At 70.8% G+C, this 15,294-nt stretch carries 18 protein-coding genes; 6 read left to right on the top strand and 12 right to left on the bottom strand.

The genetic code is table 11. From position 1 onward, the window contains the following. Positions 1-339: 339 nt before the first annotated feature. Positions 340-1,386 (bottom strand): tyrosine-type recombinase/integrase, encoded by a 1,047-nt coding sequence (locus AWX74_RS37225; protein WP_242666591.1) that lies wholly within the window; start codon positions 1,384-1,386, stop codon positions 340-342. A gap of 466 nt (positions 1,387-1,852) precedes the next feature. On the opposite strand from AWX74_RS37225, the gene AWX74_RS37230 reads away from it, so the two are divergent. Next, on the top strand, positions 1,853-2,410 hold the full coding sequence (locus AWX74_RS37230; protein WP_091286633.1) for a winged helix-turn-helix transcriptional regulator: 558 nt from the start codon (positions 1,853-1,855) through the stop codon (positions 2,408-2,410). Between the two features lie 148 nt (positions 2,411-2,558). After that, on the top strand, positions 2,559-2,846 hold the full coding sequence (locus AWX74_RS37235; protein WP_091286635.1) for a hypothetical protein: 288 nt from the start codon (positions 2,559-2,561) through the stop codon (positions 2,844-2,846). Between the two features lie 75 nt (positions 2,847-2,921). Here AWX74_RS37235 and AWX74_RS37240 read toward each other — a convergent pair whose 3' ends face one another. From AWX74_RS37240 to AWX74_RS37255, 4 genes are all read right to left on the bottom strand, one after another. Continuing rightward, positions 2,922-3,551: a hypothetical protein gene (locus AWX74_RS37240; protein ID WP_131799646.1), complete on the bottom strand. Its 630-nt coding sequence runs from the start codon at positions 3,549-3,551 to the stop codon at positions 2,922-2,924. Between the two features lie 272 nt (positions 3,552-3,823). Further along, positions 3,824-4,624: a protein kinase family protein gene (locus tag AWX74_RS37245; protein ID WP_091286641.1), complete on the bottom strand. Its 801-nt coding sequence runs from the start codon at positions 4,622-4,624 to the stop codon at positions 3,824-3,826. A 120-nt stretch (positions 4,625-4,744) separates the two neighbouring features. Further along, the gene (locus AWX74_RS37250; protein WP_091286644.1) at positions 4,745-5,320 is read right to left on the bottom strand and encodes a hypothetical protein; all 576 of its coding nucleotides are present in this window, start codon (positions 5,318-5,320) and stop codon (positions 4,745-4,747) included. 7 nt (positions 5,321-5,327) lie between these two features. Further along, positions 5,328-5,660 (bottom strand): hypothetical protein, encoded by a 333-nt coding sequence (locus AWX74_RS37255; protein WP_242666592.1) that lies wholly within the window; start codon positions 5,658-5,660, stop codon positions 5,328-5,330. Between the two features lie 299 nt (positions 5,661-5,959). Between AWX74_RS37255 and AWX74_RS37260 the strand changes: the two genes are divergently transcribed. Then, the gene (locus AWX74_RS37260) at positions 5,960-6,910 is read left to right on the top strand and encodes a hypothetical protein (RefSeq protein ID WP_226933242.1); all 951 of its coding nucleotides are present in this window, start codon (positions 5,960-5,962) and stop codon (positions 6,908-6,910) included. A 232-nt stretch (positions 6,911-7,142) separates the two neighbouring features. After that, complete coding sequence (locus AWX74_RS37265; RefSeq protein ID WP_131799647.1) at positions 7,143-7,331, top strand: hypothetical protein; 189 nt, start codon at positions 7,143-7,145, stop codon at positions 7,329-7,331. A 95-nt stretch (positions 7,332-7,426) separates the two neighbouring features. Here the strand turns inward: AWX74_RS37265 and AWX74_RS37270 are convergent, their stop codons facing one another. The 4 genes from AWX74_RS37270 to AWX74_RS42220 all read right to left on the bottom strand — a co-directional run bounded on the left by AWX74_RS37270 (position 7,427) and on the right by AWX74_RS42220 (position 10,441). Beyond that, positions 7,427-7,783 carry a VOC family protein gene (locus AWX74_RS37270; protein ID WP_091286655.1) on the bottom strand — a complete coding sequence of 119 codons (357 nt, stop codon included), beginning with the start codon at positions 7,781-7,783 and terminating at the stop codon, positions 7,427-7,429. Between the two features lie 70 nt (positions 7,784-7,853). After that, complete coding sequence (locus AWX74_RS37275) at positions 7,854-8,723, bottom strand: hypothetical protein (RefSeq protein WP_091286658.1); 870 nt, start codon at positions 8,721-8,723, stop codon at positions 7,854-7,856. After that, positions 8,720-10,225, bottom strand: coding sequence for an MBL fold metallo-hydrolase (locus AWX74_RS37280; RefSeq protein WP_091286661.1), 1,506 nt, complete (start codon positions 10,223-10,225; stop codon positions 8,720-8,722). Before AWX74_RS37280 ends, AWX74_RS37275 begins: the two co-directional genes overlap by 4 nt. A gap of 87 nt (positions 10,226-10,312) precedes the next feature. Next, the gene (locus AWX74_RS42220) at positions 10,313-10,441 is read right to left on the bottom strand and encodes a hypothetical protein (RefSeq protein ID WP_278184687.1); all 129 of its coding nucleotides are present in this window, start codon (positions 10,439-10,441) and stop codon (positions 10,313-10,315) included. Between the two features lie 179 nt (positions 10,442-10,620). Here AWX74_RS42220 and AWX74_RS37285 point away from each other — a divergent pair, with 179 nt between their 5' ends. Together AWX74_RS37285 and AWX74_RS37290 are read left to right on the top strand one after the other, a co-directional pair. Continuing rightward, the gene (locus AWX74_RS37285; RefSeq protein ID WP_479724510.1) at positions 10,621-11,988 is read left to right on the top strand and encodes an NsdA family TPR-like regulatory protein; all 1,368 of its coding nucleotides are present in this window, start codon (positions 10,621-10,623) and stop codon (positions 11,986-11,988) included. Between the two features lie 139 nt (positions 11,989-12,127). Continuing rightward, a complete protein-coding gene (locus AWX74_RS37290) occupies positions 12,128-12,637 on the top strand; it encodes an NUDIX hydrolase (RefSeq protein ID WP_207550499.1) in 510 nt (169 codons plus the stop codon). Here the strand turns inward: AWX74_RS37290 and AWX74_RS37295 are convergent. The 3 genes from AWX74_RS37295 to AWX74_RS37305 are packed head-to-tail and all read right to left on the bottom strand — an operon-like array spanning position 12,625 to position 15,244. After that, positions 12,625-13,881, bottom strand: coding sequence for a glycosyltransferase (locus AWX74_RS37295; protein ID WP_114476460.1), 1,257 nt, complete (start codon positions 13,879-13,881; stop codon positions 12,625-12,627). The two genes, AWX74_RS37290 and AWX74_RS37295, sit on opposite strands and share 13 nt — an antisense overlap. Beyond that, positions 13,878-14,498 carry an AAA family ATPase gene (locus tag AWX74_RS37300; protein ID WP_091286667.1) on the bottom strand — a complete coding sequence of 207 codons (621 nt, stop codon included), beginning with the start codon at positions 14,496-14,498 and terminating at the stop codon, positions 13,878-13,880. Before AWX74_RS37300 ends, AWX74_RS37295 begins: the two co-directional genes overlap by 4 nt. Next, positions 14,495-15,244 carry a DUF2797 domain-containing protein gene (locus tag AWX74_RS37305; protein ID WP_242666593.1) on the bottom strand — a complete coding sequence of 250 codons (750 nt, stop codon included), beginning with the start codon at positions 15,242-15,244 and terminating at the stop codon, positions 14,495-14,497. Before AWX74_RS37305 ends, AWX74_RS37300 begins: the two co-directional genes overlap by 4 nt. Positions 15,245-15,294 lie beyond the last annotated feature (50 nt).

Raw genomic sequence — 15,294 nt, forward strand, 5'->3', positions numbered from 1 at the left:
GCTGCTCGGGCGTGGGTCGGCGGGTTCGCGGTGCGTCGGGCGTGGAGCTGCTCGGGCGTGGGTCAGGTTGCCGCTTCGCGTGGCGCCTTGGGTCTGTGGTCTTCCCTTTCTCGGCTGGTCAGCCCGCACCACGCGCGTGGCCGTCGTCCACCGTCGGTCTGGTCGCCCGGTCAGAGATCTTTCGTGGCGCGGTTGAGCCGGCTTCGCCGGCGCTCGACTTTTCCCGCGCCGCGAAGACCCGGGCGGAGGCCCAGTTCGGGAGGCTGCCGCCCGCCTGATCGCCCCCGGTGCCAGTGTCAGGCCCAGCGTGGCCCTCGGAGTGCGAGTACTGCTCGCGCTCTACAGCCCCAGGCGGGCGGCGGCGTTGTCGTCCCAGACGGTGCCGTCCTCGCGGTAGCGGTCCATGGTGGTGCGGGATTTCCAGCGTCCCTGGCGCATGACGGCGGGTTCGGGGACGCCGTGGGCGTAGGCCTCGGTGGCGAAGCCGCGGCGGGTGGAGTGGCCGGCGAAGCGGCCGGTGAGGCCGGCGGCCGCCGCGCGTCGGGCAAGGATGTCGGCGACGGCGCGGTCGGACAGCCGCTTCGCGGCGAGATGGCCGTGGCGGTCGATGCCGCGGAACGCCGGGCCGTCGGTGAGTCCGGCGGCGGCGGTCCAGGCGCGCCAGGCCCGGACCGGGCAGGTCGGCAGGCGCGAGCCGTAAGGCAGGCCGACGAGGGCGCCGGCGCCGTCCTGGTCGGTTTTCGAGCGGCGGATGTGCAGGCGCAGGCCGTGGTCGTCTTCGGGGAGGTCGTCCACGTCGAGTGCGACGAGTTCACTGCGGCGTAGCGCGCCGGAGTAGGCGATGAGGAGCAGGGCCCGGTCACGCAGGTCGGCCAGCCGCGGCGCGGCCGGGCCGGTGAGATCCATGGCGTCGATCATGGCGCGGATGTCGCGGGTGCGGGTCGGGGTGACCTGGGCGGGGGCGACGGTGTAGGTGCGGCGGATCCCGTTCCACACCGAGGTGACCTCCGGCGCCCGGGTGGGCGGCGGGTCGACGCCAGCGGCGAGGTGGGCCACCGACAGCGCGGCCAGGCGGCGGCCGAGGGTGGAGACCGCGAGCGCGCCGGGAGTGCCGCGGGGGCCGGCGTGGTCGGCGAGGTAGGCGGCGATGGTGGTGGGCGCGGCGGGCAGCGCGGCCAGGCCCTCGCGGTCGCACCAAGCGCGGAAGTGGCGCCAGTCGGCGTCGTAGGCCCGCCAGGTCGAGGCCGCCTTGCCTGCGCGGACGAGCTCGTCGAGAGTGTCGGCGAGCCGCGCAGGCACCCCCGCCGCCGGCGGTGGCCCGGCGGCGGCGAGCACCAGCTCCCCGCCGCCGGCTGCCACCGGATCCGAGGCGGCCACCGGATCCACCGCCAGCTCCGTATCCGCTGTAGACCCGGGAGTCGGTGGAAACAGCATCACCATGTCAGCACTGTCATCCGATCGTGGTTCGTGATTCGAACCACGATCGGCTAGCAGACTCCATCCCTGATCTGGAAGAGGAACGACCTCACCACTAGGGGCGGGAGTCGAGGTGACCATCGAAGCAGTGCTGTCCACGGACCTCGAACCTCCCCGACGGCCGCCTCGGCTGACTTCCGAGAAGGGAAGGTTATCGGAAGCCAGCGGGCCGGGGAAGGCCTGCGGGACACCAGACACGACCCCCAGACCAGGACCTCAACCACGACCTATCACATCTCCGTTACTAAGTACCGGACACATCTTCACTCTGCTGAACCTAGGAACAGCGGACTACAGATCAGAGCAGTTGGATCTATCTAGGATGTGATCCAATGTCAGTCTGAGATCCGCACCAGCCACGGGAGGCAGAACATACATGGATAGCGATCTCAAGAGTGATGACGAGGCACCCCCGGCATCCGACGCGCAGTCCGCGTTCACCCCGCCGGCCGTCGTCGAGCCCCGCGACGACACCGACCCGCAGCCCGCGCACGACCCGGCGCTCCTCGCGCACAGCCCCGGGACACCGCTGCCGGCTCAGGAACAGCCGGAGACCACCCCGCCGGCCGCCGACGAACCACCACCCGCGGCGGACCCGCGGCCCCTCCTCGCGATCCTCGCGCGCACCCGCACCATCGAGATCCTCGTCGCCCTCGGCGACAGCGACACCCCGACCCGCTACCGGACCCTCGCCGCCCGCCTCGGCACCACGATGCTCTCCATCCGCCTGCGCGAGCTGACCACCGCCGGCCTCGTCGACCGCCACGTCGAGCCCGGCCCGCCCATCGAGACCAGCTACGCCCTCACCCCGACCGCCGCCCCGCTGCTCCCCCCACTGCGCGACATCCTCACCTGGGCCGCCACCCACACCCTGGCCGGACAGACACCGGCACCACCCGCGCCGGCCGCCGACGAACCCCTGCCCGCCGACTGACTCCCGCCCAGGGCAGCTCCCCACCAGCGCGGCAGGAGCGGTTCACCACCGCACCATCGGCCGGGTACCCACGGGCCCGCGCCCCGGCGGAACACCGGCCGGACCGACGGCCTACGACCGGCCGAAGCCGGAGGGAGAAACTGTGTCCATGGACCTCCCACGGCCCCGCCGGCGAGTCCTGTCCCTGCCCGGTGCCCCCCGGCTGCCTCGCCCCGAGCAGCGTCTGGAGTTCCTCGCCCGCAGCCGCCGCCAGCTCCAGGCCCAGCAGCGGTACCTGGCCGCCGACCCCGGCAGCGCCGCGCAGGTCGGCGAGCGAATCGACGACATCGCCGTCGAGATTCGCGACGAGACCGAAGCGGCGCTCGCCGGCGGGGTCAGCATCGACGTCATCCAGCGCGCGATGACCCGCGGAGAGCAGCGCCTACGCCGCCGCTGACACCCCATCACCCGGGTTCATCCGCCCCGGGACCGCCATCGGCCACTGGCGGAAGCCGGCCGGGCGCGCCCGCACCTACCCCGCACGTCCCCCAGCCACCGCACCGGAAGCGTCCCGCAGCGCGACGACGAGCTCCCGCAGCTCGTGCAGCAGGGAGATCTCCGGCATGACATCACCGGCGGCGACCGCCCCGGCGACGTCGAGGACGCCGTTCTCCTCCGCCTCACGGATCAGCCGACGCAGCATCGGCGCGACGACGTCATAACCGTCGTCGACATACGCCTGAGCGGCCCGCGTGGCCGCCCGCGGTCGGCGAACCAGATCCCGCAACGCCTCAAGGGACGTGCCTTGGGCATAGATCGCTGTGAAGTCGCCGTACCCGGTCACCGGCCCACCGCCGGCCTCCCCCAACATCCTGACTTCCAGCCGTGCCAGCGCCACCAGATGTACCAGCGCCCGCGCCTCCGCCCGACCCGCGACCTGGTCGACCTCCTCGGTGGTGACCGACGCGCCGATCACGTGCCGGTTCGAGGAACGGCCACCCGAACTCACCAGCCGCCCGGCGTCGCCGATCGCATGCAGCGCGGTCGCGAGACGGACGAGATCGTCGCAGGCCGCCGACAACTCCTCGACCGCCTCCAGCAGGCGCCGCTCACGCTGAGCTCTCGGAACGTCCCGAGCCGCCACCTCACTGTCTCCACTCACCGATCCCTCGACCGACGATCACCGAAGAGACGAGACGTCATGATCGCTAAAGTACAGGTCGATCGAGGAGCAGGACCTTCTCGACGCACGCCGTGTCGCCAGCGGACTGGTGTGGCCGCCGGAACCCCGCACCGCGCGGACGGTGCGCTACCGGGGCAGCCTGTGCCACAGGAAGCCACGTCGGGCGCCGCACTCGTCTGACATGAGGTACCGCATCGCGCCGCGCGATGGCCTGCGGCGAGCAGCGAACGTCCCCCTCGTGATTGATCATGCTAAGCACGGTAGAGCGCCCATGCACCTGCGGCCGCGGCCGTTCGTGAGGTCCACTCATCCGAGCTGGCCTGCGCGATCTCAGCCCACAGACGTGCGTTGGCTTTGGCATAGGCGGCGACGGCATCGGCGGGCGCGACCTGCCACGACGGGATCTGGTCGGCCCACCTCTCGGCCTGCGCGGCGGTGTGCCCGCCTTCGGCCATGAGCCAGACAAGCCAGCCTGCGGGGTCCAGCCACGCCGCGCCCCTGGTCGCCCACGCCCAATCCACCAGGTACGCGCGGTCCTTGATCAGGAGGTTCCCGCTGTTCCAGTCGGTGTGCAACAACGCGTCGCCGGCGAACATCTCTGCTTCGGCTGGCTCGGTGATGTAGGCGCTCAGTCGCTGCTCGGCCTGTTTGAGAGACAGATCCGGGCATGTGACCTGCTGCAGCCGCCGCAGGCAGTCGACGATCAGGGGAAGGTCGTCGGAGCCCGGTCGGTAGTCCGCGTGCCGGCCGTCGATGTACTCGAAACCGGACAGGTCCCATCCGTCCACCTGGACATGCCACAGCAGCTGGGGAGACAGATCGGCGACGTGGAGGTTGATCTCGCGCTCTCGCTGTTGGGTGACGATCTGTCGGTGATCCAGGGGGAGGCCCTTGCAGAACACCGGTCCTGACTGTGTGCGCAGGGTCGCGGCAACGGCTGAGTTGAAGCCGCCGGATGCCGTCGAGGCCGCCGTGACGGGTCCGGTCCGGGCCTCCACCGCGCGCCGGACGGTCACGGGCAGGTCGTCCCAGTTCATCCGGGACAGGGACATGCGAATCCTCCCAACAAACGGAGTACCTGGCCCGACCTCTCCGTACACCGGCTCCGTTCCGGCACGCGCAGTTCCCGAAGCCGGCGTGGCATCGACCGCCCAGACGGCCCGCTCCGAACTTCAGCGATCCTCGTCCGAGCCTGCCGGCGGGCCGTCAACGCGGAGGGCCGCGCCGTCCAGCTCGTAGCTGTCGCCCTGCTCGGCGAGGTGTGTGGCCGCCTCGTAAAGACTGGGCAAGACGAGGAAATCCTTGCTGCGGCCGGCCGTCTCCTTCGAACGGATGATGTGTTCCAGGCTCGCGACGTGAATGGTCAGCCCGTGGTCGGGCAGCTCGTAGCTGCGGGCCTCGCGCATCAGAGCGTCGTAGGGACCCACGCCGGGCAGTTCGATCAGGACGTCGAGGGCGCCGGCGGACGTGATGTACATGGCCATGTAGTCCTCGTAGAACTCGGCCGGTTCCACGACCGGGTGCGCCACGTACTCAGTGGAGTCGACGGCCTTCTTCGTCGTGGCGGGGCCCGAGAGCGCGGCCGCGAGCCGGCTGAGGTTCTCCGGTGTGGGCTCGGGAACGACGTCGAGATCGTCAGTGATGTTCGGGGCGCCCTGCAACCGGGCCCCCACCCCGCCGACGATCACATAGTTCACGTGGTGGTCGGCTAGTCGCCGCAGCAGGCCGCGGAGCTCGAATCTCCTCACTGCCCGGTTACCGCTGCCCGATGGGGCGCAGAGCCGACAGCGTCTCGACCTGCTCCTCCAACTGCCGCAGCCTGTCCTCGGGCGGCATCGCGAGGATCGCCTCGACCTGCACCCGCAGACCCGGATCCGACGTCCACGGCCGCCCCACCAGGGCACGTGCGCGCACCATCGCCTCCGCAGCCTTCGCCCGGTAGTACGCCGCGCGTTCCCCCGCCGTCCGCGGCGCCTCCACCCCCCCGGCCAACACGGCAGGTGAGTGGGGCGTGAGGTCATCTACCGGAGTCTCCACGTTCCCAGGATGCCAGCGGCCCGCGACAGCCCACGGGTCGGACCAGGCCAAGATGCCGCCTCCATCAGCGGCTACCTTCGTGAACACATCAGCGGGCGGCCAGCTGGATCTTGGCGCTCGTGGGGGTGGTTGGCCGGTGACCTCGAAACCTGCGACTGCTTGGCCGGTCGGTCCCGGCGGCAACGCAGCACCAAGCGCCCCGGCCGTCTTCAAGACCGCCAGGGCGCTTTCACTCCGCAGATCGTAGAGATTAAAGTTCCTTCGTGGTGTCGGGAATGCCGGATGATGGCCTGTACGCGACTTCCTGGGCGCCGCCGGAGCCCAGTGGGCTCCCGGGTCTGCGCGCGGCGATGGCCCGCTACATGAACAGCCAGCATGCTGTCGCCCACTCGGCTCAAACCGTGGCCATGGGCAAGGGCGCGCTGTTTCCCGCCGGCCGCACCGCCGTGCAGGCCGCCCAAATCCTCTGCGACAACGAATACCGTCGCCTGCGCGACGCCACGCTGTACTACGTGGCCGCCGACATGACCGAACTCGCCGTCACGGCCGGTGAATCACTCCCAAACTTCCACCTCGAACCCGAAGACGTCCCCAGCCCGACAGGCTTCGTCGTCTTCGCCGAGCCCATCGGCTCCTACGTCAGCTCCGATGCCGACCCGCCCGAGCGCATCCCGATCGTCGCCGCCTCTTGGGGCCCCTTCTCCGCGGCCCACCTCCCGCGTGGTGGTGTCTGGGTGACCCATTACGCGCCGACCGACTTCCCCGCGATTGAACGTATGGCGCTCCAGCGCATCGGCCGACCCATGCGCGAGCACGAGCGCACCCGACTCCATGCCGGAACGGGCCCTCTGACCTGGGACAACGAAACCGTTCTCGGCTACGGCGGAGACCTCCAAGCCTCCTTCAAACCCGGCGACAGCCACAGCGGCCCCGGGGACACCATCGCGCCCTGGATCCAGACACTGCGCGCTACCTGGCTGCTGATGAACCAGCCATCAATCCTCGAGGTCGACGACCTCCCGCAGGATCGGGCCGCAGCCCGTCGTGCCCGCCGTGACGGCCTCGCCGCCAGCCCGGTCCGCCTTCTCCACCTGCGTCGTGCCACCCGCAACCAGGGCGCTCCCGACGGCGAGAGCGCCGCCCGGGCCTACACCTGTCGCTGGATGGTCCGCGGTCACTGGCGCCAGCAGTGGTACCCGACGAGAGGCGTCCACCGCCCCCTCTGGATCAATCCGCATCTCAAAGGACCGGACGGCAAACCCCTCCGCACCGGGGACACCGTTCACGTCCTAGACCGATGAACAGCGTCCACTGGAACGAACATGGAGTGCTGCACGCCTGCTGTGACCTGGACGAACCATCCCCCCACTGACCCATCCGAACCAGGCCGCACCATCCGTCCGGACTCTCACCATTTGTCGCACGGCAACAGTCTGACAACAATCCGCTACCACTGTGGACAGGATAAATCGCCAGGTCGCACGCTCCCCGACACGCATCGTGAAGAACCGATTGCGCGACCAGGGGGACGCCATGAACCGTGCATCGCTCAGCCCACTCAACCTCAGCCAGGCCGCGACCCGCGCCCACACCACACCACGGATGCTCGTCGCCTGGATCCACGACGGGCTGCTGCCCGCGACCTGGACATCCCACGGCTGGCAAATCGACCCAAGCGCCCTCGACCGCACCACCAGCAAGATCTGGAGCTGGGCAGCCTGACCGGCGGAACGTCGATGTGCAGGGCAGCTACGTAGCGCCCGGGTAGGACGCGGAAGTCCTTCTCGCCGACGTCGGATGAGGATCCTCATGCGGGATCATGGCCCTTCGAGGCCGATGACGGTGCCGAACGGGTCGATGATCTGGCAGATCCTTCGTCTCTCGGACACGGTGAGTGGGCCCCGGTGGTGGACGCAGCCCGCGGCGAGAAGGTGTCCACGGACCGCATCCAGGTTGGTGACGGCCCAGTAGACGACGGGGGAGCCGCCGCGGGGGTTGCGGTCGTCGTCGGCTTGGTGGAAGCCGATCTCGACGCCGGCGACGGTGAGCCAGGCGTACACCGACTCGCCGTCGATGTCGAGGTGGACGTCGGCGCCGAGTTGTGCGGCCCACCAGCGTGCGGATTTCTCGGGGTCGTCGGTGAACGTCATGACGGTGGTGACGGGACCGAACATCGGGTGGGGCCTCTCCGCGGTCGAGCGATGATCTGGAGAGGCTACCCAGCCGCGCGAGCCTGCGATCGGATCAGTCGTCGAGTCCATGGAGCGACGTCAGCCCGGTGGCTGCGGCGAAGCCGGTGAGCGCCGCGAGTAGGTTTCGATCGGTCCAGGTCGCCCCGGCGCGCGCTGCGTGGTGGAGGTAGCGGGCGCGTACCCACGGCCCCGGGCGAGTGTGGTGTGCGTGGGCGGCCAGGTAGGCGAGTGTCACGACGTCCGGGACGCCGGTGACGTCCGGGCGTAGCGTCTCGACGTCGACGAGCGCGAGCTGCCCGTCGGGCTGGCGGCGAACGTGGTCGGTGGCGAGGTCGAGGTTGCCCACCGGGACATGTGTGGGTCCGTGCGCGGCGGCGATGAGGTTGAGCGTCCGCCGCCATGCGGGCGGGTCGTCGACCCAGGGCGGATCCTCGGCCAGCAGGGTGTCCACCCGCCACTGCGCCATCGCGGCGTGCATCGCCGGTTCCCATCGTGCGGATGCGGTGTGCACGCGGACGACGAGGCTGATCAGGTCGTCGAAGATGTCGAGGTTGGTGAGGTCGGCAGGGGCGGGCAGGTAGTCGACGAGCAGGGTGCGGGCTTCGTCGCTGCTTCCTCGCAGACGCGGGAGGAGCCGGTCGGTGGCCAGCAGGTCGTAGGCGAGGCGTTCCCCGAGGTAGGCGGCTTCGTCCGCATGCCACTTGAGGATCGCCTGTGGCGGATCCCCGACGGTGAAGGTCGCGGACCGTTCCCGGGCGGTGAGACAGCGCACCGGCCCGGCCGTGCCGGAATGGTGCGTGTCGAGGAGCCGGCGGGCTTGCGCGGTAACGGTGTCACGGTCCGTGGCGAGGGGCCGGGCGAGCCAGTGCCGTGGGCGCGGGTGGGCCGCGCCGGCGAGGGGCCCGGCGGCGACGGCGGTCACCGGCCGCTCGGGGCCGGCGCGGTGCCGGCGAGTCGGGCGAGGCTTTCGGCGTAGCAGCGTGCGGCGAGGTCGGGGCGCTGGTGCTCGCCGTAGACGGCGAACAGGGCGTAGACCGGGGAGTCGAGGCGCTCGCCGACGTGCCATCCCTGGTAGGAGCCGCCGACGATGTCCCAGACCTGCAGACGGCCGGTGAGCAGGGCGACGAGGTCCTGGTAGAAGATCTCGATCCCGAACGGGTAGACGGCCATGGCCTCGTCCCGCTGGGTGGTCGGGACGGGCGCGAACGCCGGACCGGTGATGTCCCAGGCGTAGGACGCGATCTGGTCGGGCTGGCCGGGTGGGTCGAGGAGACGTAGGAGCAGGCGGTGGCCGTCGAGGGGGCCGTGCAGGTAGTCGTGCAGCGAGGTGGCGAGCGCGCCGGTGCGGGTGGCGATCAGATGCCGGGCCAGTCTCGGGAGCTCGGAGTCGACGAGCCGCCGCACGGCGGCGCTGTCCTCGGGTGCGATCGCAGGGCCAACCGGTGTCGGCTCGACCGGCCGCGGGTCGGTGAGGAACGCGCCGAGCGCGTCGAGGCCCGCCTGCTCGGCTGCGGCGTCGAGGGTGACCCAGTCGGCGGAGCCAGTGGTCAGGGGGCCGTCAGGTGGGACGGTGAGCTGGTCGCCGGGTCGCGGGCCGTGGACCCGGAACAGGTGCTGAAGGACGTTCGCGGCCTCGGCGAGGGCGTGGTGGTCGGCGTAGAGGAACGGTCCGTGGGGGCTGCGGGGGGCGGTGAACCCGTTCCCGCATAGCGCCACCTCGCTGACACCGTCGAGCGGTGCCAGATAGTCGATCAGCAGGGTGTGTAGCGCCTGGATGCCGGTGGTGCGATGGCGTGGCCCGTCGAGGCCGGGAAGCAGGTTGACATCCGCGCCGAGCGCTCCATAGGGAACGGACTGGGTGTTGTTCGACACGACCGCCAGCCACGGCACCGGCATTATCCCTGCGCCGATCTTTTCCACATATAGATCGGAGATGTCGGCGTCGACCCCGATGAACACATCCCGAGCCGATCCGGCGCGACGAAAGACGGGCTGCACGACGCGGCTTTCCCAGAACAGGGTTCGTGCTCCCGCCGGGTACAGCCATACCTCAAGATCGTCGATAGTTATGGGTTGGTGGTGGCTGTGACGGTAGACGGTGAACCTCAGCGCGGTCAGCGCCTCGACGACGGCGGCGGGCAGTGTCGGCCCGGTGTGGATCGGAATGGTGCGGTCCAGGAGCGCCAGCGATGCGAAGTGCAGATGGTCAAGGTGCTCGTGGGTCAGGATGACCGCGTCCGGGGCGGGCATCGCCTTGTGGTCGACGCTGCGGGGTGGCCAGACAGGGAACTCGACGGCGCCCGCCCCGAACGCAGGGGTGAGGATCGGATCGACCAGCACGACCGTGTCACCGGCGCGGAGGTGCCAGGTCTGGTGGCCGAGGAACGTCAGCTCGACAGATCCGGCAGAAACAGCGGATGACATGAGGGAAGCTCCTTTCGACAACAGCGGCGGGCCGGGGCGGGGAGCTGGCCAGATGGCATCGTCGCCCCACCCCGACCAGGGAAGGCCCTACCGGTGGTAGGCGACCAGGGCGGTCGACGTGACACCGGTCCCGGCGAACGCGGCGACCCGGCGCTGGAACGCCAGAACCGCCTCCGCCGTCGGCGCGGCCAGCGGGGTGTTGGAGCTGGTGGTCATGCGCACTCTCCTTAGGTGAACCCGGGGCGGCCTGTACCACCCCGGCGCACCTGTTCAGGGAAGCGCTTCATGCCCCGTAGGAACAGCTCCTGGGGTTTCTCTTGATTTCTCTCGTATTGCTTCATTTCTCGCCGCCCGGCATGCTTGACGCGCACCCTGCGGAGAAAGGAGCGGAACGGATGCCTCGACCCCGCACCACACCCATCCAGAACACGCGGTTAGCCTGTCTGATTGAGGAAACGGGACGCACCTACCACGCTATCGCCGCTATGATCCGCCGCGTCAGCGGCGAAAACGGCGTCGAGACGCGGTGCACCGCCGCGTCGCTGGCACGCTGGCTCAACGGCGCCGCCCCGCAGCCGGCGATCATTCCCGTCGTGGTGGAAGCGTTCGCCCGCCTCCTCGACAACCCCGCGCTCACCCCAGCTGACCTAGGCTGGTCATCGGGCTCCACAACCCGCGACGCTCAACCCGAGGACCCCTGGCGCGGTGACCCCGTCGCCTGGGTCACCCGCCTGGGACGGACCGACATGCTCAACAGACGTGCGGCGGTCACGGCCGGCCTCTACTCGCTCGCCGCCGCTACCCCTCTCCTACCCGCGGCCCGCCCAGCGGTCCGGCGCGGCACGTTGACCCACGTCAGTCCGGCCGACGTGGCCCGGGTCCGCGCGATGGCCGCACACTTCGGCGAGATCGACGACCTGTTCGGTGGCGGGCACGCCCGCTCGGCCGTCGCGGCCTACCTCGTCAACGACGTTGCCCCCCTGCTCCAGGTCGCGTCCGGCCCGATCCGCGCGGACCTGTTCACCGCCGCCGCCGAGGTCACCTACCTCGCCGGATGGATGGCCGCCGACGATCTTCAACCCGGTCTCGCGCAGCGTTACTACATCCAGGCCGTCCGGCTGGCCATCGAAGCCGACGACCCGCTGATGCGGGCCACCGCGCTGCGTTCCCTGGCCTCCCAAGCAGTGGAACTGGGGCATGCGGCCCACGGCCTCGCGCTCGCGGACGCCGCAGCCGACGCCCTCCACAACACCGCACCCGCCCGTACCCGGGCGTGGGTGAACGGCATGCGCGCCGAGGCCCTCGCCGCCACCGGCCACGACCCACGCCGGGTGATCAGGCTGCTGGCCAGCACGGAAACAGACCTCGAACACGCCGACAGCCCACCGGCGTCCGACCTGAGCGGCAACTACCGCCGCGAAGGCTTCGAACACCAGGTCGGACTGACACTCCTGAACATGGGCGACCTCCGTGGGGCGGAGGAACACCTCGCCGCGTCCACCGCCGCGCGCCGACCCGGCGAACGCCGAACCCGCGCGCTCATCGGAACCCGGCTCGCGACCGTACAGATCCGCCAACATCGATCCGACGCTGCCGCGGCCACACTCCTCGGACTGGCCGACGACCTCACAGCCGTGAAATCCGCGCGCCTACGCCGCACCTGCGGTCAGATCCGCGGCGCGTGGCAGACAAGCCGCGTCGACCCGACGGTGGCCCAGGCGGATCGGCTGCTGCTCTCGGCGCAGGCCACGGTCCAGACGTAGGTACGAGATCCGCCGCATTGGCGAGCGAGGCTGCTCAGAAGCACGTGATGTCGGGGCCGCCGTCATCACCCACCTGCTGAGTCGCATACCCGGCGTGTGGTCATGTCGTCGGCGGAGCGGTCGGGTCTAGGGTCGCCGCGTGGGTGATGACAGAGCGGTGTATCGGTGGTGGCCACGGGCGATGGTCCCGGCACACCTGCTGGTGACGCAGGTCTATGGATGGCTCATCGATGACGCGGGCCGCGTGCTGGTTCAAGACATCGACGGCTGGCACAACCTGCCCGGCGGAACTCCGGAGAGCTGCGATCGGGGGCTGGTCGACACTCTCGTGCGCGAGGCGCGGGAAGAGAGCCAGGTCGAGGTGGTGAACCCCGTCTATTTGGGCTTTCAAGAGGTACGCAGGCCGGGGCGGGCGCCGTATGCACAGGTCCGCATGACCGCGCGGATCTCCAGGTTCGACGCGCGCCGCCCGGACCCGGACGGAGGGCAGATCTACCAGCGGCTTATGACGTCGCTGGCATGCGCGCCGGGTCTGCTCGGCTGGGGCCAGCCGGCGGTCGAGCAGGCATTGGAGGTGCAGCGGGTGGCCGCAACGTGGTGGAGACTTCCGGTGACAGCGCCCAGCGCGGCGGCCGTCTACGTGCCCTGACCGATCAGGTGCGGGGTGAGCACGGCGAACAGCCTGCGGACAGTGTCGCGGTAATCCCCCCGGCCGGTGAGCAGCCGATAGCCGGCGGCTCGGAGCCGGACGCGTTCGGCCGTGCCAGCGCGCAGCGCCCGGGCCAGCGCCGCCGCCAGTGCTTCCGGGTCCGCTGGGGGCGCGGTGTATCCGGTGACGCCGTCCAGGACGGTCTCGGCCAGCCCACCTGCGGTGGTCGCGACCACGGGTGCCGCACCGGCGGCGAAGGACTCCAGCGGCACCCGTCCGAACGGCTCGACCCGTGACGGGACCACGACCCCGACCAGACGTGGATCGGCGAGTAGCGCGGGCAGGGCAGGGTCGTACCGGACGATCAGCGTGACATCGAGTCGCTCGTCGGCGATGCGCGCGGCCAGGTGGCGCTGGTAGTCGGTGATGGTCGCGGTCTCGGTGACCGCCGCGAGGAGGAGATGAGGGACTGTCGCTCCGGACGCGGCCGCGAGCGGGAGTGCGTCGAGGAGATCGTCGAATCCCTTGCTGGGGTGTGCACGGCCCGACGCGAGGAGGAATCCGCTGCGGGCCCGTGCGGGAAGCGGCGGGGGTGGACCGTCGGGGATCCGGTCGGCGTTGCTCAGTCCGTTCGGGACCGCGACGATGGCCTGCGCCGGCACCTGGTAGGGCCCGGTCAGGCAGTCGGCCATGTGCTGCGAGATCGCGCCGAGCCGGCCGCCGGCCTGCCAGGCGCTCGCGAAGCCGGCGGATTCCCAGCTGAAGCGCGCCTGTTCGGTCTGACCGTGCTGGACAGCCAGGGACCGGGGCAGGGTCAGCAGCCGGCGGCGGAGGTCGGCGGGCAGCAGCGGAGCCATGCCTGCGAACGGCGCGTCGACAGCAACGACCAGGTCCGGCGGACCCTCACTGGCGCTCAGCTCGATCAGGATCTCGGTGGCCGCGCGGCTGGTGGCTGCCAGAACGGGGAGCGGCCCCCATCGGCGGGTGCCGGCGGTTCCGTTGTCGACCGGCCGGACGATCAGGGTGCGTCCGGCCAGCGCCGCGGTGGCACGGCGGTGCCAGTCCGGCTGGTACTCCGGGCTCGTTGGGGCGAGGTGGACGGGAAGGACAACCAGGCGCACCGACGGGTCGAGGACCTGATGCGCGGCGTGAAAGAAGGCCCGATTACTGCGTCCGGCGCCCGTGCCGCACCCGAACCATCCATCGTGCACGGCCACCGCGATCCACGGCCGCGCACTGGTCATGGCACCGTCTCGGCCAGCAGGGCGGACAGCCAGCGGCCGGTCTCCGCGGTGGGCCTGTCGCCGGGCTGATGGTGCCAGCGGGCCGTGGCCATCGCCGCGCCGAGCGCGGGATGGATCATGGCGATCCTGGCTGGCGGGTCGGTGTAGAAGGCACGGAGCCGATCAAGGACATCCGGATCCCACCAGGGATGGAACCGGTCGCGATGCCGGCCGGCGCGGCGCGTGATGCTCAGTGTGCTGGGGATGTCGAGGACCACGTACACCTCCGCGACGCGCAGGTCGCCGGCGTGCAGGTGCTCCGCGGCCCAGCGGGCACGCTGCGCCAGCAGCCCGGTGTCGGCGATGGAAGCGGCGTAGGCCAGCGACGTCGTCCAGTCCCGGTCGACCACGACGGGGCCGTGGTCGCGTAGCATCCCGGCCTGGGTAGCCTTGCGGAGCCAGTTCCCCTGGTGGCCTGCGTCGTCGCCCACCGGCGGATGGCCGGCCAAGGCGAGGGTTTCCCCGCCAGGTGTGGTGTACTCGCCGACGGTGGGCCAGCCGGCGGCGGCCAGTTGGCCCACCAGCGTTGTCTTCCCGGCCCCGGGCATACCCTCCACGACCACCAGGGGGCCGGTCACCACGCGAACAGGGAGTCTTGGCGGGCAGCCGACGGTCGCACCCGCGGGATGGTCTCGTAGCCACCGGCGACTGGTGTCGCAGGAGGATGCACCGTACGCCACCCGGCGAGCAGCCCGCCATCGACCAACACCTCAGTCCCGGCCTCGGTGCTGGCGAGCAGGAGTTTGCGGCCGATCACCGCGGTGACAGTTCCGGTCAGGATCGCGGTCGTGGCGAGGGAGACGACCTCGTCGTACCGGCCGGGCAGCGCCCGGTCCAGGCCGTAGATGTCCAGGTTGTCGACGACGGCCAGCGGCGTCAGTGTGAGCCCGTCGAGACGAGCCAGTTCGGTTGCGGCGGCGGTCGCGGCGGCGCGCACTGCGGCGATCCGGTCGCCGGCGGGGGGCAGCGTCCACCACGCGACCTGGGTCAGGCTGCCCGGCAGCCGCTCCCGGCCATGACCGGTGGCGGCCAGGTGGCGCTCGGCACGGCGGATGGTGGCAAGGCGACCGTGCGCGAGCCAGGTGTAGGCGAGTGCCCCCTGCTCGAGGAGCCGGCGGGTTCCCCGCGCGGTCAGGCCGACCTTCACCAGTCCCGGGCCGAACCAGGCCAGGTACAGGCCGAACCTGCGGTCGTCGTCGGCTTCCCGGTCGGTGGCAATCCGCCGACCGTGGTCGAGCGCGGCACAGTCCGTGCACTGCGCGGCGCGGCCGGTGTCCGATACCGGCGTAGCGGTGGGGCAACCGTGCCGAGCCTGGGTAGTCACATCCCAGCGTCCGACGCAGGACCGTGGCCCGGTCAGGTGCAACGTCAGCG

It is taken from the genome of Parafrankia irregularis (genome assembly GCF_001536285.1).
In the GTDB taxonomy this organism is placed as follows: domain Bacteria; phylum Actinomycetota; class Actinomycetes; order Frankiales; family Frankiaceae; genus Parafrankia; species Parafrankia irregularis.